This window comes from Sphaerochaeta globosa str. Buddy, from assembly GCF_000190435.1.
Taxonomy (GTDB): domain Bacteria; phylum Spirochaetota; class Spirochaetia; order Sphaerochaetales; family Sphaerochaetaceae; genus Sphaerochaeta; species Sphaerochaeta globosa.
In genome coordinates, this window is the sequence record NC_015152.1 from 3,236,566 (window position 1) to 3,258,131 (window position 21,566).

The window sequence follows — 21,566 nt, forward strand, 5'->3', positions numbered from 1 at the left end:
TCTCCTTTACCTTATTTCTTGCAATATCACAATGTACAAAGCTAGAAGGAAGTGGGCTTATCCTATGTCCGATGTTAGGATTCTTAGGACTAACTTATTACACAATTAGCAACTGATGACATCATTTGTTTTTTTGATATCCAAGTATTGCATATAATTAAGAAATATCTTATATTTGCTCTGTAAGCAAACTTAGAACGTATGACATGTATAGGTCTTACATTGCTTCGCACAACAAGGAACTAGAAATGGACTACATTTCACAAACTAAATCAGCAAGAATAGCTTCGTCATTGGAGGAGATGATCTTGGACAACCGCCTGAAAAGCGGCTCCTTTCTTCCTTCACAACAAGTACTTGCCGATCAATTCAATACGTCCAGCCGGCCCATCCGTGAAGCATTGAAGCTTCTCGAAGCCAAAGGCTTGGTCATCATTTCCCAAGGAAGAAGGGCTCAAGTCAGAAGCAACAACCTCGACCAGTATGTTGAGTCCATCTCCACCACCATTGTAAACAGCAAGATCAGTCAGGCAAAACTGATGCGCAACCTCATGCAGGTGCGTATCACGGTTGCTACCAGTGCAGCAAGAGGTTTTTCCCGTCTTGAAAACCGGGATGAGTACCTTGCACAGCTTTGGAATGCCAGCAACCGCATGGAAGCCTCGATCCCCTTCATCTTCCAAAAGGATGCCAAGGCACATGCTGATTATTTGAAGGCGGAAGGCGAAATCCATCGAACCTTGGTATTCGCCAACGGCAACCAAATACTTTCCTGCATTTATGACAACCTTTCCCCGCTTTTGGACAGTGCGATGAATTCGATCAAGTTCACCCCGACCCAAATGGAGAAACGTTCCAAAGACTACTCCTATCTGTGTGAAGCACTGCAGAACGGGCAAACCGACCTTGCAGTTGCTTTAGTACTGGTTACGCTCACCATGCTCGAAAGCAAGGTGATGGACCACTATCCGGATGAAAGTATAGCCATGGCTTCCTACGCCTGATCAACCTCTCTTTGGCAAGATTCCTCCATCGTGGTATAGTCCTGATGGAGGATTTTTTTATGGACGAATGCATCATACAATTGGAACACGCCACAGTCCGCCGAGCGGGTGTGCCGATTCTTGACGATGTTTCCTTCCTGGTGAAACGCAACGAGCATGTTGCAATCATCGGCCCCAACGGAGCCGGTAAAAGCACCCTGGTGCAACTGCTGAGTGAAGAGATTCATCCGCTGTACTCTCCTCTGACGAAACGAATCCTCTTCGGCAAGGCCAAGTGGGATGTGTTGAGCCTTCGCAGCCACCTGGGTATCGTCTCCCAAGGCTTGCAATACCTGTGCAACTCCAGTTACAAAGGTTGGGAAATTGTCATATCGGGCTTCTTCAGTTCAATCGGCCTCGATTTCCACCATCACTATACAGAACAACATCAGCGAAAAATGGAGGAAGTCATGCACCGCTATGATGCCTGGCACCTCCGGGACAAGCAAATGAACCGCATGTCCAGCGGGGAAGCCAGAAGAATTCTCCTTGCCCGTGCAAATGTGCACGACCCCCAGGTCATGCTGCTCGATGAAGCAGTCTCCAATCTCGATTTCCCCAGCCGGCTTCAGTATCGCGGAACTCTCGAGCAGCTGGACAAGGAGGGGAAAACCATCATTCTCGCCACCCATGAACTGAGTGAGATCATACCCGCCATCAATCGTATTGTGGTTATGCAGAACGGCAGGATAGTCGCAGATGGACCAAAAAAGGATATTCTCAACGAGAGATTACTCTCTGAAGTATATGGCAATAGGGTGTTCATCGATGAACGGGAAGGTCTGTACAGCGCCTGGTGCTGATGCATTTTTTCCACGAACCAGCCTTTGTGTAGTATTATTGGAGTAAGAACAAAACAAGCGAGGTCACCACATGAAGCGTTGTTCCATCATCATTCACAGTGTAAGCGGCAACTGCTACATCATTGGCTCCTATCTCAAGGAACTGCTGGCCGCACGAAATGTCGATGCCAGGCTGTACCGGGTAGAAGACCCTGATTTGCACATTTGGGCAAACACCCAAGAGACAACCAATGATTTCTATGAAGATATACTAGCCCTGCCCATCGTCAGTACCGGTACCCTGACCAAAAGCGATATGGTAATTTTAGGCAGTCCCACCCGGTTCGGAAACATCTCAGCCGAGATGAAGACATTCCTGGACACAACGCTCCCGCTGAGCAAGGACAAGAGTCTGGAAACCAAGTTTTTTGCCTGCTTCACCAGTTGCTCGAACTCCACTTGCGAAGGGGCGCATACACTGACAGCCATGATCTATTGGGCTCAATCGATGGGTATGTTGCACATACCGTTCGGAGTCCACGATGAATTGGATTTCAGTGAGCAACCGGTCAGCGGCATCGTACACCTTGCCGGCAAGGAAGGAGCCATTCGTCCCAGTGATCGCCTGGGCAGGGAGATGGAGATCTATGCCGATCTCTTGAGCGCCTACATCCAAGAATAACCGTGAAGGCACGTAGGGGAAGTGCTGAATGCACTTCCCTTACTTTTTAGAGAAGAAGTGTTTCACCCGTTTAAGCCAACGTTCCGCACGTCCCTTGCCGTAGCGGATCTTGTAGTCGGAGGTAGCACTCTCGATGCTCACTTCCTCGCTTCCGCTCATATGCTTCAGGTTGTCCCAGTGCCTCACGATCCACATATAAAGATCGGCCTCAGTATTCCCGGGGAAGGAGGCAAGCAGTTTCTCCCTGCGCACTTCCTCGATGATCGGCTGGTACACGTTCTCATACCATGAGACGGCACCTTCCTCAAAGCTCAACTCTTCACTCTTTCCCTCATTCAGATAGTACTTATGCACCAGAATATGGTTCACCATCTCAGGATAGGAACCGGGGGAAGTGAATTCGATTTGTTCCATGGGCAGGTATGTCGGGTCGTACTGCTCTAAGAATCGCTTGCGTTCATAATCGATGACACGCTTACGCAATTGCTTCATCGTGAGTCCCGCTTCAAGAGGAATCTGGCTATCAAGCTGAACGACTTCGGCATCGATGAACTCAACGCCCTGGGTCTTGGCCACCGAGACACGATGGTTCCCATCCCGTACAAAGTACCACTGCCCAAGCTTGTACACCGATATCGGAGGAAGGTTCACATACTCCTTGACCGCCCTATCGATGCTTCTCCAGCGGGAACGCAGCAACTCTTTCTTCGGATAGAAAGCCAACGAGAAATCCTGATATCGGCCTTCACTGCCGATAATCTGCTTGACCGGAATGGTTCTCATTCCCAGGTACGTTTCATTACGTGGTTTGATCAACTCGGTGACTGCATAAAAACTCAACAAATCGGAGTTCTTCCACGCAAGGCCGCTGAGCAGAGATTGAATTCGGCCACGGCTGCGGGCCTTTTCAAAATCCTCATTTGTCTGGGAAAGCAAATCTGTCCCAATTCTACCCATTCTTGCTCCCCTTCCCCAACTTTGGGTCCTGCAGTATATAACTTTGGAAAATATTTATCACCTGTGTTTGTTTGTACACATGGTGACGGTTTGCATTCATGTCCTGCAAATGGATGTGCCCATGCAACAGATACCGGGGTTTGAACCACTGCATGAATGTCAAAAAGGTAGAGAAACCCTGATGACAGCGGTCGGTGTCATCCCCAAGCCCCAACGGTGCAGCATGGGTGAGCAGAATATCCACATATCGCCCATGAAGGATGCGATTGAACAGAAGACGGGGAACCATCTTGAGCATCCTGAGAAACATCTCCCGTTCGGTGAATTGGTGTTTGCCCTTGTTGTAACGCATCGCCCCGCCGAGGCCTGCAACAATGAGGTCCTGCTTTCGGTAATACAGCACCTTCCCATCGACAAAATCTCCGCCAAAGCTGGGAAGCACTTGCATAGTGCTGTCGGTATATCCGTATTGCATGATAGGCTGGGCATTCGAGGTAAACTGATGCAAGAAATCCAGATTATGATTGCCGAACACAAAAAAAAGCGGCTTGTTCAGGCTGGAAATGATATACTCATAATATTTCAGCGGTAAATCGCCGGCTGCGATGATTGCATCGACATCGGCGTACCGGGATGCAATATTCTTTGAGTAGACCAAGGGATCAGTTTCATCAGCGATACACAAGATTTTCATACATCACCCCGCTAGGTATCCCGAATCGACGGTGACCACTTCTGCAGTCATCGCAGAACAATTGGCCAACAGTTGCACCACCAAGGCCACTTGGTCGGCATCGACCAGGGAACCCAAAAGGGAACGCTCTTCATACAGCTTTCTCAGTGCATTTGTTTCATCTAAATAAGGGGCTTTGAGGAGCCCTGGGGCAACAGCATTTACCCGTACATGCGGAGCGAGTTCGCTGGCCAGGCTCTTGGTATAGGAGACCACCGCCCCTTTGGATGCATCGTAGTGGGAAGTCCCGCCGAAACCGGGATGAAAGGCGTTGATGCTGGCAATATTGACGATCGAACCCTTGGAGGCTTGCAGCAAAGGAGCCATGGCCTTGACCATGCGCATCAGGCCCGTCACATTGACATCGAAAATCCGCTGTATCTCCGCAGTCGATAGTTCCTCTACTGGATACACCGAGAAAATGCCGCTGTTGTTGACCAGGACATCCAAGCTTGTAAGCTGACTTGCGACGGTATCTATACTCGATTGGTCCCTGACATCCAAAAACACCGGTTTCAATAAGGGGCCCAACTCCTGTTGAAGCTCCAACGCCTTCTGCTCACTGCTGGAATAGGCGCAGTACACGGTCTGTTCCTCTGCAATGAATAGCTTGCAGATGGCCTTTCCCAAGGTGCTGGTTCCTCCACTGACCAAGACGTACTTCATCATTACTCCTTGCTCAAAAAATCCTCAAGAAAGGGACAATCAGGATAGGAGGCAAGCAGAGCCTTCGTCCCTTGCTTGTAAGACTGACCATCATAAGGGGGAACCATGGTTGTTGCACACAAGGTCCAACCATCCTCGACAAGAGGCTTTGTGCCCTGCCAACACCCTCCATCAACAGCAACAACAGATTGGTATCCCTCACTTGCCTTGCCCAACATTGTCATAGCATGGCTCCCGTCTGGATAAAGAACCAGCTGTTTGGAAGGACTGCCTTCCAGAAAATACCAAACTTCGGCAGTGGGAAGGAAATGAAGGGAGGAAAAGCTTTGGCTTGTCATCAAATAATGAATCGTGCTGCCCAATGGCTTCCCGTCACCGTTGAATGTATGCACCCTGCGATAGTAGCCGCCCTCGCCCTCTAGAGGTTCCAAGTGCAATGTCTCGATCAGGTCCTTCAGTTCCTTTCTCATACCGGCCATTGACGGGTTACACTGCGAACCAAAAGCGTAAAGGCTTCCTTCACCCTGTCGCTGGTTTCCATAACTTCAGTATGGTTAAGCGGTTGGTCGAGGATTCCAGCTGCCATGTTGGTGATACAGCTGATACCCAATACCTTCATTCGCATATGACTGGCAGCGAGGGCTTCGGGTACGGTGGACATGCCCACCGCATCAGAGCCGAGGATCCGCGCAGCCCTTACTTCCGCCGGAGTCTCGTACGAGGGACCGGCGAAGAACATGTATACGCCTTGTTGAAGGGGAATGCCCAAACACTTTGCTTCCTCACGCGCCAATGCAGAGAGTTTCTTATCATAGGCGTTGGTCATATCGAAGAATCGCTCGCCCAAGCTGTCGTAATTGGGCCCGCGCATAGGGCTGTCTGCGATCAACTTGATGTGGTCGGTAATCAGCATCAAATCCCCGGGTTTATACGAAGTGTTCACTCCTCCGGCGGCATTGGTAACCAAGAGGTTGTTGATACCCAAGGCATGCATGACCTGAATCGGGAATACCACCTGGTCCATTCCATAGCCCTCGTAGTAGTGAAAGCGGCCCTGCATGCACATGACCCGTTTGCCTTCCAGATTTCCCACCACCAAACGCCCTTTATGTCCAAAGACTGTTGAGACGGGGAAATACGGGATGTCCTTGTAGGAGATGGCAATCGCGTCCTGGAGCTCTTCGGCCAAGCCACCCAAACCACTGCCAAGAACCATGCCGATTTGCACGGGATCATTGCCGATGCGAGAAGTGATATACATTGCAGCTTCCTGCATTTTATCCATAAGTTTATCCATTATTTCCTCCGATTCGTACTACTTAGAAAGGTTCACCCGAGGCCTTCGGGGCTGCAGAGTTCTTCGAGAAAAGCACCAAGGCGAGCAAGGTTGCCATATAGGGGAAGACCTTGAAGAAAACGGGGGGGATGACAGACAGCGAGGGAATGACCTGACTGACATTGGCAATGGTCGTTGCAATGCCGAAGAAAAAGGTTGCTCCCAAAATCCCCAGTGGTTTCCACTGTCCGAAAATCAAGGCTGCAATGGAGAGGAAGCCCAGACCGGCTACCGTACCATTGAATTCTCCTGAATAGGTGATCAGGATAACTGAACCACCCAAGCCGGCCAAGGCACCGCTCATGACTACTCCGAAATAGCGCATTCGATAGACATTTACACCAGCAGACGCTACTGCTGAAGGGTGCTCACCGCACGCCCGGAGTCTCAGGCCGAAACTTGTTTTGTACAGCAAAATCCAGGAAAGTGCCCAAATGGCCAGGCATAGCCAGGTAGTCCAATAGGATTGGCTGAAAAAGAGCGGCCCTATGATGGGAATCTGTGAAAGAACAGGAATGTTCTTGCGCACGATACCCATCAGGATGCGGACGTTTCCGCTACCGCTGATGGTTCTGGCCAGGTACACGGTCAAAGCAGCCGCCAACATGTTGATGGCCGTCCCGCTGATGACCTGGTCTGCTTTCAAGTTGATCGAAGCAAACGCATGCAAGAGGCTGAATATCGCTCCTGCAGCAACACCGACAAGAATACCGACAGGAAGGGCTTGCACACCCAAGGTGGCTTCAGTCATTTTGATGGTTATGGCGCTGGCAAAGTAGCCTACCAACATCAAGCCTTCCAAACCGAGGTTGGTGACACCGCTTCGTTCACTGTACAAGCCCCCTAAGGAGGTCATCAACATGGGAATGGTATAGGCAATGGCATAGGGGAAAATGCTGACTAGGGTATTCCACATATTATTGACCCTCCTTCTTCACTGCGGGCTCTGATAGTGCTGCTTTACGCTTCGCCTTATTCCCTTGCCTCTTCAGCACTGCATCCCAGAACCGCTTGAACAGCACGCTCGTTGCAGTGAAATAGATAATTACCGCAATAATGGTATCGGCAATTTCAGGCGGTACGCTGGTCATGGCATTCATGAATCCCTTGCCCGACTGTAAAATACCGAAAAACAACGAACTGAGCAAAACACCAAGGGGGGTGCTGGCTCCCAACAAGGAAACGGCAATACCATCGAAACCTTGTGCCGGCATGACACCGATCTGCATGTTTCGTGAGTATCCGGTATAAAAGGAAAGGCCTGCAAGGCCGGCAAGACCACCGGCGATCATCATGGAAATGACCACGTTGCGGTTCACCTTAATCCCTGCATATTCGGCACAGAACCTGTTCGATCCCACCGCCTTCAAACCAAAGCCCAAGGTAGTCTTATCCAAAATAAACTTGACAATAATCACAGCTGCAATAGCGACAAAAAAGGCCAAATTCATATAGGAACCATTGAACAGCTTGGTCAACCAAGGCGAGCGCATGGATTGACTTACGGCAATACTGGCACTCTCAGTCTCCAGCGATGGTCCTTTCAGAAAGGCGGGGATGAAATAGTAGATCGACCAGTAGGCTATCCAGTTCATCATAATGGCCGCAACCACCTCATGTACGTTGAACTTTGCCTTGAGGAATCCAGGAATCACTCCCCAAAGAGCACCACCCAAAAGGGCTGCGCCGATGAGCACAATCAAGAAAAGAGGACGGGGAAGGAAGACCTTGTGAGCCACCAAGGTTGCACACAAACCTCCGATGAGCATTTGCCCGGAAGCCCCGATATTGAACAGACCGGTCTTAAAAGCGAATGTCACAGAAAGGCCTACCAACATCAGGGTGGTCGCCGTTGCAAGCGTATTGCCGATGCGCTCGATATTCATCAGGCCGCCTCGGAACAAATACCAGAATCCGGAAAACGGGTTGCTACCGATCGAGGCCATCAGAATCGCACCGGCGAGCAGCCCCAGGACTGTTGCACTCGCGGCGACGAGGAAGGCATTACTTTGCTTCTCACGCTGTTTTATTGGTTTCATTGGGCACCTTCCTTACGCTTCACACCCGCCATCATGAGACCGACTTCCTCCTCATTGGTCTCAGTAGTCTTCACTACATCAATCAACTCCCCGCTGTTCATGACGGCAATCCGGTCGGAGAGATTGAAAATCTCGTCCAGTTCAAAGGACACAAGCAAGACAGCGTGTCCCTTGTCCCGGTGTGCCACAAGCTGCGAGTGAATATATTCAATGGCACCGACATCCAACCCGCGGGTGGGCTGGACGGCAATCAGAAGTTCGGGATCGGCCACTACCTCGCGTCCGACGATCAATTTCTGTTGATTGCCTCCGGAGAGTTTCCCGGCAAGAGAGTAAATGCCTTCACCACTGCGTACGTCAAACTGATCGATAACCTTCTGGGCATATTCATGCAAGTACTCTGCATCGAGCAGTCCATTCTTGCTGAACGGGCTGTGATAGTACTCCTTGATGGCAACATTACTAGAGAGAGGAGCCGCCATGACCAAGCCACGCTTTTGTCGATCCTCCGGAATATGACCGATACCGATCTCGTTGCGCTTTCTGACATCGGCATTGGTAATATCGTTGCCGTCCAGAGTGATGGTGCCAGCCTCAATAGACCTCAGTCCGGTGATGGCTTCTATCAATTCGGTCTGGCCGTTGCCGTCCACACCGGCTATGCCGACTATCTCACCGGCTTTCACAGAGAGCGAGAAGTCCTTTACGCCAACCAGTTTCTTATTATTCAAAACCTTGAGGTCATGCAGGTCCAAAATGACTCTGCCGACTTGGGCCGGCTTCTTGTCGACCTTGAAATTTACCGGTCGGCCGACCATCATCGAAGCCATTTTGGAGGCACTTGTCGATTTGACATCAACCAAACCAATCAACTGCCCACGGCGGATGATCGTGCAACGGTCAGCCACAGCCTTAATCTCATTGAGCTTATGGGTGATGAGAATGACCGACTTGCCTTCGGCTACCAGGTTGCGCATGATCTGCATCAGATCTTCGATCTCCTGGGGGGTCAGCACTGCCGTAGGTTCGTCAAAAATAAGAATTTCTGCATCACGATAGAGCATTTTCAGGATTTCAACCCGCTGTTGCATTCCAACGGTGATGTCTTCTATGACCATATCAGGATCGATATTCAGCCCGTACTTCTCAGAGAGGGCCTTGATCTTCTTGGAAGCACCTCTACGGTCGAGGAAGAATTTGCCTTCCTTTCCAAGAATGATATTTTCCGTAACAGTAAAGTTGTGCACAAGCTGGAAGTGCTGATGCACCATGCCGATTCCAAGGTCGTTGGCATCGTTGGGACTATGGATATGTACTTCCTTCCCTCGCACAATGATTTTTCCCTTATCGGCATGATAGAGGCCAAAGAGAATACTCATGAGGGTGGACTTACCTGCCCCGTTCTCGCCTAAAATGGCGTGTATCTCCCCCTGCTCTACTTGCAAGGTAATATCATCGTTGGCGACGATACCGGGAAATTCCTTGCGAATGTTCAACATTTCAATGACATGACTCATCGGTGGACTCCCCTATGAGGACACGCTGGGCGTGTGATATATACAATACCGTAGGTAGCACAGAAGGGCCACCGATTGAAGGTGGCCCTTGATTATAGCATCAAGAAAGCACTTACTTGAACAGTCCGTCGCCGACAGCAGCAACCTTGATCTCTCCGCTCTTCAACTTTGCGTAAACCTTTGCAACTTCATCGGTCACGTTCTTGGTGAGGTTCGGATTCTGTACAGGAATACCAACGCCGTCGTTGGTGGCATCGAGATGGAGCACCTGTCCAGCAGGATAGGTTCCATTCAGCTCGGCTTCAATCATGTCATAGGAAGCACGGTCGAGGTACTTCATCGCACTGGTGAGAATGATGGACTTTCCGCTGGGCATGAGGCCTTCAGGGTACTGGTCTACGTCAACACCGATGACCCAGACATTCTTGCCGCTGGAAGCACGGTTCTTTGCCTCGTTGATAACGCCGACACCGACGCCACCAGCTGCTGCAAAGATTACGTCAACACCGCGGTCGTACATGGAAGCTGCAATCTGCTGGCCTGCACTTACGTTGTCAAAACTGCCCTGATACAGGTTGTTTTCCTGCTTCATGACAATCTTGGTACCGAAGGTTGCATTGGCATACTTGACGCCCTGCTGGAAGCCCCAGTTGAACTTCTGGACAGCGGGAATTTCCATACCACCGACAAAACCGAAATCGCCTTCCTTGACCTGCAGGGCTGCTGCAAAGCCAGCGAGGAAGCCGGATTCATGTTCTGCCCAATAGACGGCAACAACGTTCTTCTCAATGCGGAAGACCGAGTAGTCGGCATTGTGCGGCTCGCCATCAAGAATGACGAACTTTACATTGGGGTATTTGTCCTGGGCTTCAAACAACGCGGTCTCAAACTTGAATCCGGGGCAGACTACAAAATTGTAACCAGCGTCTACGAGGTTGCCGATTTCCTTGAGATAGTCAGCTTCAGTAGTTCCGGCGGGTTTGAGATATTTGACATCAAGACCGTAGTCTTTGCTCGCCCTCAGGATGCCTTCCCAGGTGCCCTGGTTAAAGGATTTGTCGTCAATCGTACCAGCATCGGTAACCATTCCGACGCGAAGATTGCTCTTTTTGGCTGCGCCCTCATTTGAACCTTGGGCAAATGCCACGGTTCCGAGCAACAGGAAGATACAAAGCACAACAGTCAGTTTCTTCATTCCGTTCTCTCCTATTTTGTGTTTATTCACAAAGAGTCTATGTAGCATCATTCTACAATCACCCTGTAGCCTTGTCAAACAAAGAAATGTAGTCACATGCAAGAGAAAAATACACAAACCATTTGAGAAACAACACTTATCGCTTCATAGTAAATAAAGGTGGCTGATTGAAATCAATGTCGTGTTCACTACACGACAAACAAAGAGAAAACACTACATTTTGTGACAAAAAAGCTCCCTTGCGGGAGCTTTCGCCATGAGTCCTATCGACTCTGTTCTGCTTCCAGGCAGGCTAGAATGAAAGGCCCAACCCCCTTGAAGTCATCCTCCACCACCGGCTCACATATATAGTAGTGGAATGAGCCATCACGATAAGGATTGCCTCCCAAGCCTGCCACACTGCAAATACCACCGAGGTGCAACTGACCTTTTTCATCACTTCGCAAATACGTGGACTTTATTCCCTCCAAAGCCTTTAGGGCCTGTTTGCGATAAAGGTCCTTGGAGCTAAGCCCGGTACGCAGCGCTTTAAGCAGGCTGTAGGCAAACATACCGGTACAAGAGGTCTCCAGATAGTTGCCGTCCTGTCCCCCCTTGTCCACCACTTGATACCACATACCACTCTCGTCCTGGAAAGTGAGCAAGGAATCGAGCACGGACAGAAGAATTCTTACCAGTTCGCCCCGCTTTGGATGGGTGACAGGGATGAAATCCAAACTATCCAAGATTGCCATGCAATACCAACCGATGGCCCGTCCCCAGAAGTGGGGAGACAGCCCGGTCTCAAGATTCGACCACCGCTGCCCTCGCGACTCATCATAGGCATGATACAAAAGACCTGTCTTCTCGTCATGCAGTGCCTGATATACCTTCAGCACCTGGTCAACGATATCGTCAAAGCCCGCAGTGTCACCGCTGACTTTGCAGTACTGGGCGTTGAAGGGCCCTTGCATATAGACACCATCCAACCAAATCTGCCAAGGATAGATTTCCTTGTGCCAGAATACTCCACCCAAGGTTCTGGGCTGGGCGCTCAGCTGTTGCTTGAGTAACTTTGCTGCAAGCAAGAACCGCTTTTCCTTGGTTTGTTCATACAGGGCAAACAGATTCCTTCCCGCATTGATCTGGTCAAGATTGTACTCACCCATCCGATAGGTGGCGATCTGGCCGTCACTGGCGATTATGGGGTCATACATCGAATATGCCCAATCAAAGAATTCTTTCTTCCCGTACGCTTTTCCCACCAGCAGACAGCTGTGTATTGCCAAGCCATGTTCATAATGCCAGCGCATCTGTGAAGGCTTGTATCGTGCAACCACACTTTCGGCCATAGCCAGTGATAGGTGTTCACCCCAGTCCATCATGCGTATATTCCTATTGTCGAGCGTGAAACCGGCCACCCCCTCCTACAAGGAGGTGGTCGGAACCATTCGTGCAAGCTGCTGCTAGTTGAGCAGGTTGTTTTCCTTGGCAAAGGCAACGCCCTTGTCATTCCAGTCCTGTCCACCAAGCTTCTTGAACTCGTCAAGCCACTTGTTCCAGTTGTCCTTATTCAGGACACGCTTACCGGTGATGAATTCACTCAGACCCTGCTCGTAGAAGCGCTTGAGGTCTGCATTGGGGATCGGAAGGGTATCCGAACCAATGGCGGCTGTCCATTCCTTGGTCTGCATCTCGCGCATGACATCAAGGGCTGACATCTGCTTCTTGCTGGTCGCAGTGGTGTACTTCGGATAGCGGGCATACAGCTCGATGTCACCGTTGTAGAACACCATGTTGCGCAGCTGAGTGACCGTCTGACCACCAGGAGCGCTGAAAGCAAGGTTTGCATCAGGAAGGTTGGCTGCTACAGGAATGCCATTGGCATCCTTGGTATAGTTCACGCCCTCGACGCCCCAACCGAGCAGATAGTAGCCTTCATCAGAAGCCATCCACTCCAAAAGTTCTGCAATTTTCTCTTTCTTGCCTTCTTTCTCAGCCTTGGCACTAATAGCATAGATGCGGAAGTTGGCAGTGTAGGGTCCGATTGAAGCCTCGCCCTTGGGTCCCTTCGGAGCATCGATGACGATCCACTGGCCGTCGGGGAAGTTCTTGTCAAACGGGGCATAGTTGGACTGAGCGGCAAAAGCAGCATTCTGCTCGCGCATGAGGCCGAAGCGACCCTGCTTCCAAGCAGCACGGAAATCGTCCTTCTTATAGGCAAGCCAGTTGGGATCGATAATGCCTTCGTCAACCATCTGCTTCAGATAGGACATAGCATCATAGAACTCGGGCTTGAGGAGGTTCAGACCAGCGGTGGAGGCAGACATGTTCCACGTCCCATCTACACCAAATGCACCAAAGATCGGCTCAAGACGGCGCCCGGGCCAAGCTTCGTAGTTGTTGAGTTCCTGGAAAGCTCCATAGCCATAGGTATCGTTCTTCCCATTTCCATCCGGATCCTTGAATGTGAAGGCACGCATGACTTCCAACAGTTCATCGGTGGTGGTGGGAACAGCAAGACCAAGGTTGTCCAACCAGTCTTTGCGGACCAAAAGGCCTTCGTTCTTGATTATCGAACCCGGATCGGACAGACCATAGGTCTTGCCATTGAAACGGGCATGGCTGCGGCTTACATCGTCGTAGTGATTCTTGGTGCGAATCGGCATTTTTGCATAGATGTCATCGACCGATGCAATCAAGCCCTGGGGAACCAGACGGGTAAGCACATCGCGGCGGACCATGAACAGGTCGGGAAGATTGTTGGCAGCGGCTGCAGCCTGCACCTTCACGTCCTGGTCGCTCTCATTGGAAGGAAGCGCGGTCAGCTTAAGATCGATGTTCAACTTGTCCTTGATAATCTGGAAACCAACCCAGTCAGCCGGTGGCGGACCGGCTTCGGTGATTGCCGCACCATACCACAATTCAACGGTCACAGGACCAGCGCTCTTTGCAGCTTCGGCAGTTGCTTGACTGAAAAGCGGGAGAGAGACGAGAGATAGCAACGCGATGAGGGCGATGCATACGATACACTGTTTCTTCATAATCAAATCCTCCTTAATGAAATACCAAATCAAACATACATACATCAAACCGGAAAGCAGGCTCAGCCCTTAACGCTTCCCAGCAAGGTTCCCTTGGTGAAATACTTCTGGATGAACGGATACGCCATGATCATCGGGATTGCGCTCATAAAGACCGAAGCGGCCTTTATTGCAGCAACCGGGGCATCACCGAAAGCGTTCACCTCTACGTATTCGTTCATGCCGCTGGCCATCAGGATGTTGCGCAGCAGAATCGGCAGCGGTTGCAGGCTGTTGTTGTTGAGGTAGAGCATTGCATGGAAGAAGTCGTTCCAGAACGATACCCCGTAGAACAGTCCGATAGTCATAATGATCGCCTTGCTCAAAGGCAGGATGATCAAAAGTAATACCTGTATCTCCGAGGCTCCATCGATGCGTGACGATTCTTTCAACTCATTGGGGATCCCCTCAAAGAAGGATCGCATGATCAGGCAGTTGTAGGTGCTTATAGCCCCAGGAAGAAAGACGGCGGCAAGCTTGTCGATCAGGCCAAGGTTGGTAACCAAGAGGTAGGAAGGAATCATCCCAACATTGAATACATAAGGAATAATGATCAACAGGTTCAAATATCGTCTGCCGGGCAGGCTGTGAATCGAAAGCACATACGCTAAAGGAATGGTCAACAGCAGGGCGGTAATCACACCACCGATGAGAATCTTGATACTGTTGCCGAATGCCAAAATAAAGCCGGCATTCCCAAGCAATGCCTTATATGCCGAGGTTGACCAATTCCAAGGAGCGAGGAACATACCCTCCAAATTGTTGCCGATATAATCGTTTGGCCTGAAGGAGAGGGTTATCGTGCTCCACAGCGGAACAGCAATGATAATCAGCAAGAGAACAAGAAAGACATCGACAACAAAGTTGAAACTGTGGTCGGCTGCTGTGGGTCTTACGGTGACCGAGGTGACTCGGTTGGGTTTTTTCATCATCATCGACCTCCTAGTAGAGTGAATTTCCGCCGAAGCGTTTGACTAAACGATTGGATCCAAGGATCAGGAACATGCCGATGACCCCCTTGAACAAACCGACAGCCGTTGCGAGTCCGAACTGGAATTCCAGCAGACCTTGGCGGTACACCCACGTATCAATGATGTCGGCAACCGAGAGAACCGGTGTCGAATAGAGCATAAAGATTTGGTTGAAGCCTGCATCCAAAATAGTTCCCAGCCTGAGCAGGACAACAATGACGATGACCGGCCTGATGGAAGGGAGGGTGATGTACCGCACCCGTTGCCATGAGTTCGCACCCTCGACCAGGGCAGCCTCGAACAGCGACGGGTCGATGCCCATCAGGGCGGCAATGAAAATAATGGCACTCCAACCCATCTCCTTCCAGGCATCACTGAGGATGACAATCCAAGGGAAGGCATTGGTATTCGTCAAAAAATCGATGGGCTTGCCGCCGAAAAGCTTGATGATGTCATTCATGATTCCATCACCGGGAGCCAGCAGGGCCAGAAGGATACCATACATGATTACCCAGGAGAGAAAGTGCGGAAGGTAGGCCAAGGTCTGTACCAGCTTGCTCAGCCTGGGATGATTGCTCTCATAGATGGAGATGGCCAGGATGATGGCAAGCGGAAGACTGAAAACCAGCTTGCCAAAGCTATACATCAGGGTATTGCGCAGCAGTTCAACGAAGTAGTAGGAGTTTACAAAGGTCTTGAAGTGTTCCAACCCTATCCACCGGCTTCCCAATACCCCGTCAAGGGCCATGTAATCCTTGAAGGCAATTTGTCCGTTAAAAATGGGTACGTACTTAAAAAGTATGTAGTACACAAAGGGGACTGCAAGCAGGATATAGACTGATCTATGCCGCTTGATGTCCCGCATCAATTGATTGAATTTGCTTCTTTCTGCCATGTGCTTATGCATCCTTACACCCTAATCATAGGGCAAAGGAAAGGGGATTATGCAGAGAGGCTCTTGCACTTTTCCGACTTTTTCCCCTTGGATTCCTTCAACGCAAGCGATTTTGAGTCCTAGTACCATGGTGAATCAAGGCACATAGTATGCGTGATATATTACCAAAATTATGACATAAGCAGTAAAATGTAGCAGAGACAAAAGGGGCGAATTCTCGTGCAATTTTCTCGAAAGGGGATAAGTCTTGAACGATAAATCCCATACAAAGGAGAACATCATGAAGAAAATTGTTGTTGTTGCTTTGATTCTTCTTCTTTCTTTGCCAACAGTAATTGCTGAACAAACAGAATCAGTGGAAGCTGTTACAGAACTGGATTTGTACAGCCTCGTCGTACCAATGCAGTATGATAGTCTATTCGTATTTGGTTGCCTTGGAGGAAACTCGGCGGCACGCATCGTAGTTGACTTGGCTCCAACAGCAGCCTTCGATTTCAACATTGGAGCAGGTTCCTCCTATACCTTGTTCTCCCAGACAGAATCGAATGCCCTTTCCTTGGATGCCGACCTCAACAGCGTGTCATTCGGCAGTGGCGGCTTCTCGCTTGACATCGATGCAAGCGGCTCCTACAGCAGCTACTCGCTGAAGTTTGGAGACATGCAGGGCTTCTACGGCTTCGGCATACAAGATTTTGCCTTCTCTACCACTACCTCAGGCACTACCTCAATGGACTTCGCCCCGTATGGTGCAATTGGCGTGGGAAGGATTTACTCCATCACACTGCTGAAGCAGATGGAGCTCGCCATGAGGTATCTTGGACTTGATCCCACATCTGAACGTCTGAAAGAAGCTGCAAAGGTTCGTTATCGGAGAGCCGAGTACCTGAATAGATTCACTGACTACACCACCGAAAATTACAAGGCCTACTACCAGGCCTTGGCTGATGCGTATGGAGCGTCGGACAAGATGCTCGAGTTCCTCTTCCTCGACCAAGCGCAAACCTATCAGTTCGATGCAGCCCGGTACCAAGGAATGTTCTATGGATGGGAAGCCGAGGCAAGATTGCGGCCGATATTGGAGTATCGGTCATACTGGTCGCCAAGCACCGAGTTCTCCATGTATCTGGACCTAGCAGGAAGATATGCCGACTTCACCATGCATGACCAGTTGTACTACCAGGCAGGCATCACCCTCTCTCCCGGCTTCCTGTCTGATGGAAGCACAACCTTCCTCTTCAGTACCAATCTACAGGGAAAGGTACGTTACCTCCCGCCAAGTGCTCCATGGTATGTCGATGGACTGCTCTCATTCGATGTGGATATCTCCGAGACGCCGAAAAAGTTCTGCATCGATTTTATTGGTACGTTCAACTACTTGATCAATCCCAACTTCACCACCTTTGCAGGCGTGCTTTTGGAAATCAACGATTCATTCACCAACGCTTCGGCTCTTTCAGTCAATGCAGGAGGAATCATCAGGATCCGGTAGTCAATTGAGCCGTTGCTTGAGCTTGCGGTACTGCAATGAGAAGCGAATAAAGATATACAGGTAGAGTGCAAATAGAACTACATATATATAAAACAACGTTCTGTGTGGCTCGGATTTCAGGAAGCTGGCCTGCAGGATGGTCTGAGGGATGATGACCAGGAAGAACATGCCCAAAAGAGGAACCATGCGGCCCTTGAAGACACGGCCGATGAAATCCATGCGTGAAGCCTCATCACAGAAAATTTCCTCTTCGCCTTGCATGTGGGTGACAGGTTTTCTTACATAGCTGTAGCCCAAGAAGTCGAACAGGTATTCCCATCCGCAATCCTTGAATATCTGGACATAAGAATCCTGTGAGCCCAACCCTTCTTTATGATAATCCAACTGATAGACCACGTCCTCAGGCTCGCAGGCCTCAAAACGGTAGATACCGGGAAAGGTCAGATGGACCAGTTTCCAACCTTTCTTGTGTTGGGAGCGCAAGTACTCCTGTTCCTGCTCATACTCAACAATGGAAAATATCTTAAATTCCCGTTTATGCTGTGACATCACAAAACCTCCTTCATCGTCCGATACAGACGCGCAATACGCTCTTGTTCCTTGTTGAGCACTTCGAGTCCAAGACTGGTAATCTGATAGATTTTTCTCTTTTCCTCTTCTCGTACAAAGCGGATTAATCCATCTTTTTCCATTTTGGAAAGACTTCCATACATGGTCCCCGGACTGAGCAGAATTTCTGCATTCGTCAACTCCTTCACCTTTTGTACAATGCTGTAGCCGTGCATTTCTTGCTGCAGGCACAAAAGAATATAGAAGCCGGTTTCGGTCATGGGGACATAGACTTTGCGGATATGAGCATCCATACAACCACCTTATATCGAGGTGCAATACATCGCACTGCGATATAGTAGAGCAAAGCGTATTTCTTCGTCAAGTACCACCCATCAGGGCGCTGTGGTTCTGACTTTGGTGGGTGCCATGCCCTTGATTTTCCTGAACACCCTGCAAAAGTAGGCTTGGTCCTGAAAACCCGTCTGGCTTGCCACCTCGTTGATGGTAAGAGTGCTTTGCTTGAGCAGATTGGTCGCCAAGTGGATGCGATGGCGGTTCAGGTAATCCCACGGCGAAAGGCCAATTTCCTTGCGGAAGATTCGGGTAAGGTAGTCCTCACTGACATTGACAGCCTCAGCTAGCTGCCAGCGGGAAATGGGAGTTGTTGCATGCTCACCAAGGTAGACGATGGCACGCTTTACCAAAGCTCCGGTCAGAGGAGGCAAAATCTCCTGATGGGTAAGCAGAAGGACAATGCGGGCGAGAAATTCACTGCTTTCCACCACACAGCGATGGGCTATGATCAGGCGGGGGATAAGACTCAGCTGCTCGGCTTCCTCATGCTTCCAATGCTCCCGCACGATGACAATCGGAGCCACAGAAAGCCTTCGAAGCTGCTCATACAGTACCGGGTCGAAGATATCGCTGAACAATAGACGTACCTTGTTGTTTGCATATACACCCTCGATTTCCTGCTTCGAGCACAAGACCACATTGTCCATCATGCCCAACTGTCCGGCCAACGAATGGCCCAATGCTCCCATCAGCACCAGAACACCGTCCTCTTGGTTGCCCAATTTGCTTGAGGCCAGCGATGAGGAAAGGCTTTCATATCCCTGGGGGGCGTGAAAGCAGACCATCGGAGTTTTGGAAAGCCTTGGATGATGCGCCAAAAGGTAGAGTGCCAGCTGCAACTCAGCAGAACTGCGCTGTCCATCCCAGCCAAGAATGCAACCCTCAAGCTGTGAAAGGTTCTGCTTGTTCAACAATGAGGAATGCATCAGCCTGACTTGGCTGAAAGCTGAGAACAAGGAAGGGACTTCACTCTCCGACTCACCACCGATGTACATGAGATCCGAGGAGGAAGATGCAATGCTGTCTCCTCCCAAACTTGGCCAACCAAGACGGAACATGATTTGGTTGTCCTTCAGGGATACCAACCCCCCACTCATGAGGATTATGCGTTGTGCAAGCGAAAGTGAGGGATCCTGATTACCCAGCGAGGCTTTCCATGCAAGATGGGAGCTGATGAAGGAGAACTGAAGGCCCTGGCTTTGCAGTTCAGCCCTGATGGTAACCTGTCCCCCTTGTTTTTGGATATACTGCAGAACTATCTCAAACGCTTGGGTAATCTTGGCCCGATCCCCCAGGAGGACAGGAAGCTCGACCTCCCCTTCATAACTAAACGCATGAGAGGCTTTCAGCGAGGAAAGCAAGGAAGAGGGACTGAAAATGGTGCGTTCCAACTCAAAAGCCCCGGTATAGGAGAGTGTGAGATCCAGCAGATGGGTGGCAGTACGAAGCTGCTCCCCAACCTGCTCCTTCAACGTTTCATCTTTGTCCTGCATCAAGGACAGAATGGACTCCAGGGGGTTGCGCAGTCCTTCACTGATGTTGGCAAAGAACTCAGTACGGGCGCGCTGAGCGCGTTCGGCTTCCTCACGTGCCTTGTTGGCCGCATCCAGCAGGAAAGTCCCCTTGACTGCCGAGCTCAAGGCGGTTCTGAGCTCTTCCATGACACTGCCGCTGAACAACGTAGTACGTACCACCAAGTATCCAAGTGGTTGGTTATCCATAAACAGTGGCTCTATCACATACACACCCTCGGTGATATTGCTCTGGATGCTTGGAGGAAGCAGCATATGCTTGGCAAACGTCTGCTGTCCTTCCAAATGGACTTGCCCGTCGTAGCCTCCGATAAAAGTGCTGTTCTCGTCGTCCTCATAGAGCACCAAATACCCGGCTTCCAAGCCAAGACTACGAACATGGGTTGCCAACAAAGAAGGAATTGAGGAGAGGTTGCGTACCCCCAAAAGGTCGCACTTCAATGCATCAAGACTCTTGGCTTGAACAGATAAGGCATAGGCATGTTGGTGTGCGACCAAGTCGCGTTGACGTAAAAAAAGGTCTCGTAGCGAATTGGCCCTATGTTGCTTGAAAGCCTCTGAGGCGAAGAAGGTAGTGTACCAATGCAACGCTTCTGAAAGGAGGTTTGGATCCCCTCCACGATCAAGAAACCGATACACCAAGTCCTCTGCCAAAGACAGATAGGACAACTCGTCGGCAGAATCGGCTTCGTCAAGCAGTCTTTGTATGCTGGGAATCGTCGCATCGTGGACTCTGAAACTTTGTACCAGCCAAGCTAAAAATAGGGACGGTGTTCCCACACTTTGTTTTGCTTGTTCAGTACTGCCCAATGAGTGGGTGCACCCACACGATTGCCGAATGACCGGATGTGAAGGTAGCAGGATATCGAAGCTTGGGGCAGTATCATCCTCAAGCAGGTTGGAAAGCAGTTCGAAGGACATATGGGCAAGCTCGGTGACCGGCATGCGTGCGGTGGTGCAAGGAACCCTGAGCAGGTGGCTTTCACTGCTATCGTTGTAGCCAACGATGCGGACATCGCCGGGTATGGAATACCCCAACGCTTCCAGCTGCTTTCCGGCGGCGAACATCATCATATCGCTCGAGCAGGCCAGCGTATCAAAATCCTTGCCTGGTATGAGACCCCGCTCTTCAACCAACTGGGAAAGGGCAGCGGCTCCCTCGGTCCAAGGATGCGGGTCGGAGGCCAATCGCGGATCGAAAACCAAGCCTGTCTGATCAAGCGCATCGTAATATGCGCGATAGCGGTCCTGCGCCGAATAATGGTTCTGGGGCCCTCTGATAAAGGCAATTCTACGGCTCTTGTGTTTGGTGATGCAGTGCAGAATGACGCTCTGCACTCCAGCATAAGCATCGAAGGAAACCGCAGGATAGCCCTTTCGCTTCATACCGATGGAGACACAAGGAAGCGTTCCAAGGGTTGCCAGAAAGGTCTGCACTTCCTCAACCCGCACAGAACCGCCAAGCGCGGAAGCCCAGGTTAGGACTCCTTGTACATTGTCGGCGTTGACCAGCGGGTAGATGGCATTGCGAAGATACTCTTGGTTCTCCTCACACTCAAGCCTTCCCCCGGGAAACACAAACAGGGACGCATGAGAAGTCTTGGCAAGCCTTGCTATCTCACTCCAGAGCTCGTTCGAGGCTCCGGTATGAATGGAAGCGAGTAACAAGGCAATTTTCTTGTGTCGGGATTCGGGCACCATGCGGCTCCTTTTCAGGCAGTCTTACTATAGCATAGGTTATTTCGCCTTGACAGTCCAACA

Annotated in this window: 20 protein-coding genes; 4 read left to right on the forward strand and 16 right to left on the reverse strand. The window is 50.4% G+C overall.

Going from position 1 to position 21,566, the window contains the following annotated elements; all coding sequences use genetic code 11:
- Nucleotides 1-248 precede the first annotated feature (248 nt).
- The 3 genes from SPIBUDDY_RS15140 (at nucleotide 249) to SPIBUDDY_RS15150 (ending at nucleotide 2,507) form a co-directional block, all read left to right on the forward strand.
- Nucleotides 249-1,004, forward strand: coding sequence for a FadR/GntR family transcriptional regulator (locus tag SPIBUDDY_RS15140; protein WP_013608639.1), 756 nt, complete (start codon nucleotides 249-251; stop codon nucleotides 1,002-1,004).
- 59 nt (nucleotides 1,005-1,063) lie between these two features.
- Nucleotides 1,064-1,846, forward strand: a complete 783-nt coding sequence (locus tag SPIBUDDY_RS15145) for an ABC transporter ATP-binding protein (protein ID WP_013608640.1) — start codon at nucleotides 1,064-1,066, stop codon at nucleotides 1,844-1,846.
- Nucleotides 1,847-1,916: 70 nt separating this feature from the next.
- On the forward strand, nucleotides 1,917-2,507 hold the full coding sequence (locus SPIBUDDY_RS15150) for a flavodoxin family protein (RefSeq protein ID WP_013608641.1): 591 nt from the start codon (nucleotides 1,917-1,919) through the stop codon (nucleotides 2,505-2,507).
- Between the two features lie 39 nt (nucleotides 2,508-2,546).
- Here the strand turns inward: SPIBUDDY_RS15150 and SPIBUDDY_RS15155 are convergent, their stop codons facing one another.
- The 13 genes from SPIBUDDY_RS15155 to SPIBUDDY_RS15215 form a co-directional block, all read right to left on the reverse strand.
- Entirely contained in the window at nucleotides 2,547-3,464 is a 918-nt protein-coding gene (locus SPIBUDDY_RS15155) for a hypothetical protein (RefSeq protein ID WP_013608642.1), read from the reverse strand.
- Complete coding sequence (locus tag SPIBUDDY_RS15160; protein ID WP_013608643.1) at nucleotides 3,457-4,158, reverse strand: metallophosphoesterase; 702 nt, start codon at nucleotides 4,156-4,158, stop codon at nucleotides 3,457-3,459. The genes SPIBUDDY_RS15155 and SPIBUDDY_RS15160 overlap by 8 nt, the downstream gene beginning before the upstream one ends.
- Nucleotides 4,159-4,161: 3 nt before the next feature.
- Nucleotides 4,162-4,863, reverse strand: coding sequence for an SDR family NAD(P)-dependent oxidoreductase (locus tag SPIBUDDY_RS15165; protein ID WP_013608644.1), 702 nt, complete (start codon nucleotides 4,861-4,863; stop codon nucleotides 4,162-4,164).
- Nucleotides 4,864-4,865: 2 nt separating this feature from the next.
- Nucleotides 4,866-5,342, reverse strand: a complete 477-nt coding sequence (locus SPIBUDDY_RS15170) for a cupin domain-containing protein (RefSeq protein ID WP_245523785.1) — start codon at nucleotides 5,340-5,342, stop codon at nucleotides 4,866-4,868.
- On the reverse strand, nucleotides 5,330-6,160 hold the full coding sequence (locus SPIBUDDY_RS15175) for a purine-nucleoside phosphorylase (RefSeq protein ID WP_013608646.1): 831 nt from the start codon (nucleotides 6,158-6,160) through the stop codon (nucleotides 5,330-5,332). Before SPIBUDDY_RS15175 ends, SPIBUDDY_RS15170 begins: the two co-directional genes overlap by 13 nt.
- Before the next feature lie 22 nt (nucleotides 6,161-6,182).
- Nucleotides 6,183-7,115 (reverse strand): ABC transporter permease, encoded by a 933-nt coding sequence (locus tag SPIBUDDY_RS15180; protein WP_013608647.1) that lies wholly within the window; start codon nucleotides 7,113-7,115, stop codon nucleotides 6,183-6,185.
- Nucleotide 7,116: 1 nt separating this feature from the next.
- Entirely contained in the window at nucleotides 7,117-8,238 is a 1,122-nt protein-coding gene (locus SPIBUDDY_RS15185; RefSeq protein ID WP_013608648.1) for an ABC transporter permease, read from the reverse strand.
- On the reverse strand, nucleotides 8,235-9,755 hold the full coding sequence (locus SPIBUDDY_RS15190) for an ABC transporter ATP-binding protein (protein WP_013608649.1): 1,521 nt from the start codon (nucleotides 9,753-9,755) through the stop codon (nucleotides 8,235-8,237). Before SPIBUDDY_RS15190 ends, SPIBUDDY_RS15185 begins: the two co-directional genes overlap by 4 nt.
- Nucleotides 9,756-9,867: 112 nt before the next feature.
- Nucleotides 9,868-10,950 carry a BMP family lipoprotein gene (locus SPIBUDDY_RS15195; protein ID WP_013608650.1) on the reverse strand — a complete coding sequence of 361 codons (1,083 nt, stop codon included), beginning with the start codon at nucleotides 10,948-10,950 and terminating at the stop codon, nucleotides 9,868-9,870.
- A 263-nt stretch (nucleotides 10,951-11,213) separates the two neighbouring features.
- On the reverse strand, nucleotides 11,214-12,314 hold the full coding sequence (locus SPIBUDDY_RS15200; protein WP_013608651.1) for a glycoside hydrolase family 88/105 protein: 1,101 nt from the start codon (nucleotides 12,312-12,314) through the stop codon (nucleotides 11,214-11,216).
- An 81-nt stretch (nucleotides 12,315-12,395) separates the two neighbouring features.
- Nucleotides 12,396-13,973: an extracellular solute-binding protein gene (locus tag SPIBUDDY_RS15205; protein ID WP_013608652.1), complete on the reverse strand. Its 1,578-nt coding sequence runs from the start codon at nucleotides 13,971-13,973 to the stop codon at nucleotides 12,396-12,398.
- Between the two features lie 62 nt (nucleotides 13,974-14,035).
- Entirely contained in the window at nucleotides 14,036-14,944 is a 909-nt protein-coding gene (locus tag SPIBUDDY_RS15210) for a carbohydrate ABC transporter permease (RefSeq protein ID WP_013608653.1), read from the reverse strand.
- 10 nt (nucleotides 14,945-14,954) lie between these two features.
- Nucleotides 14,955-15,878, reverse strand: coding sequence for an ABC transporter permease (locus SPIBUDDY_RS15215; RefSeq protein WP_013608654.1), 924 nt, complete (start codon nucleotides 15,876-15,878; stop codon nucleotides 14,955-14,957).
- A gap of 280 nt (nucleotides 15,879-16,158) precedes the next feature.
- On the opposite strand from SPIBUDDY_RS15215, the gene SPIBUDDY_RS15220 reads away from it, so the two are divergent.
- On the forward strand, nucleotides 16,159-17,367 hold the full coding sequence (locus SPIBUDDY_RS15220; RefSeq protein ID WP_013608655.1) for a hypothetical protein: 1,209 nt from the start codon (nucleotides 16,159-16,161) through the stop codon (nucleotides 17,365-17,367).
- Here SPIBUDDY_RS15220 and SPIBUDDY_RS15225 read toward each other — a convergent pair whose 3' ends face one another.
- From SPIBUDDY_RS15225 to SPIBUDDY_RS15235, 3 genes are all read right to left on the reverse strand, one after another.
- Nucleotides 17,368-17,916 (reverse strand): DUF2812 domain-containing protein, encoded by a 549-nt coding sequence (locus SPIBUDDY_RS15225; RefSeq protein WP_013608656.1) that lies wholly within the window; start codon nucleotides 17,914-17,916, stop codon nucleotides 17,368-17,370.
- Nucleotides 17,916-18,230, reverse strand: coding sequence for a PadR family transcriptional regulator (locus SPIBUDDY_RS15230; protein ID WP_013608657.1), 315 nt, complete (start codon nucleotides 18,228-18,230; stop codon nucleotides 17,916-17,918). Before SPIBUDDY_RS15230 ends, SPIBUDDY_RS15225 begins: the two co-directional genes overlap by 1 nt.
- Nucleotides 18,231-18,311: 81 nt before the next feature.
- Nucleotides 18,312-21,503 carry a helix-turn-helix domain-containing protein gene (locus tag SPIBUDDY_RS15235; protein ID WP_172634211.1) on the reverse strand — a complete coding sequence of 1,064 codons (3,192 nt, stop codon included), beginning with the start codon at nucleotides 21,501-21,503 and terminating at the stop codon, nucleotides 18,312-18,314.
- Between the last annotated feature and the right edge of the window lie 63 nt (nucleotides 21,504-21,566).

Bases quoted from the DNA above. Each gene is read 5' to 3' on its own strand.
- SPIBUDDY_RS15140 (WP_013608639.1), top strand. From the start codon at position 249: ATGGACTACATTTCACAAACTAAATCAGCAAGAATAGCTTCGTCATTG.
- SPIBUDDY_RS15145 (WP_013608640.1), top strand. From the start codon at position 1,064: ATGGACGAATGCATCATACAATTGGAACACGCCACAGTCCGCCGAGCG.
- SPIBUDDY_RS15150 (WP_013608641.1), top strand. From the start codon at position 1,917: ATGAAGCGTTGTTCCATCATCATTCACAGTGTAAGCGGCAACTGCTAC.
- SPIBUDDY_RS15155 (WP_013608642.1), bottom strand. From the start codon at position 3,464: ATGGGTAGAATTGGGACAGATTTGCTTTCCCAGACAAATGAGGATTTT.
- SPIBUDDY_RS15160 (WP_013608643.1), bottom strand. From the start codon at position 4,158: ATGAAAATCTTGTGTATCGCTGATGAAACTGATCCCTTGGTCTACTCA.
- SPIBUDDY_RS15165 (WP_013608644.1), bottom strand. From the start codon at position 4,863: ATGAAGTACGTCTTGGTCAGTGGAGGAACCAGCACCTTGGGAAAGGCC.
- SPIBUDDY_RS15170 (WP_245523785.1), bottom strand. From the start codon at position 5,342: ATGGCCGGTATGAGAAAGGAACTGAAGGACCTGATCGAGACATTGCAC.
- SPIBUDDY_RS15175 (WP_013608646.1), bottom strand. From the start codon at position 6,160: ATGGATAAACTTATGGATAAAATGCAGGAAGCTGCAATGTATATCACT.
- SPIBUDDY_RS15180 (WP_013608647.1), bottom strand. From the start codon at position 7,115: ATGTGGAATACCCTAGTCAGCATTTTCCCCTATGCCATTGCCTATACC.
- SPIBUDDY_RS15185 (WP_013608648.1), bottom strand. From the start codon at position 8,238: ATGAAACCAATAAAACAGCGTGAGAAGCAAAGTAATGCCTTCCTCGTC.
- SPIBUDDY_RS15190 (WP_013608649.1), bottom strand. From the start codon at position 9,755: ATGAGTCATGTCATTGAAATGTTGAACATTCGCAAGGAATTTCCCGGT.
- SPIBUDDY_RS15195 (WP_013608650.1), bottom strand. From the start codon at position 10,950: ATGAAGAAACTGACTGTTGTGCTTTGTATCTTCCTGTTGCTCGGAACC.
- SPIBUDDY_RS15200 (WP_013608651.1), bottom strand. From the start codon at position 12,314: ATGATGGACTGGGGTGAACACCTATCACTGGCTATGGCCGAAAGTGTG.
- SPIBUDDY_RS15205 (WP_013608652.1), bottom strand. From the start codon at position 13,973: ATGAAGAAACAGTGTATCGTATGCATCGCCCTCATCGCGTTGCTATCT.
- SPIBUDDY_RS15210 (WP_013608653.1), bottom strand. From the start codon at position 14,944: ATGATGAAAAAACCCAACCGAGTCACCTCGGTCACCGTAAGACCCACA.
- SPIBUDDY_RS15215 (WP_013608654.1), bottom strand. From the start codon at position 15,878: ATGGCAGAAAGAAGCAAATTCAATCAATTGATGCGGGACATCAAGCGG.
- SPIBUDDY_RS15220 (WP_013608655.1), top strand. From the start codon at position 16,159: ATGAAGAAAATTGTTGTTGTTGCTTTGATTCTTCTTCTTTCTTTGCCA.
- SPIBUDDY_RS15225 (WP_013608656.1), bottom strand. From the start codon at position 17,916: ATGTCACAGCATAAACGGGAATTTAAGATATTTTCCATTGTTGAGTAT.
- SPIBUDDY_RS15230 (WP_013608657.1), bottom strand. From the start codon at position 18,230: ATGGATGCTCATATCCGCAAAGTCTATGTCCCCATGACCGAAACCGGC.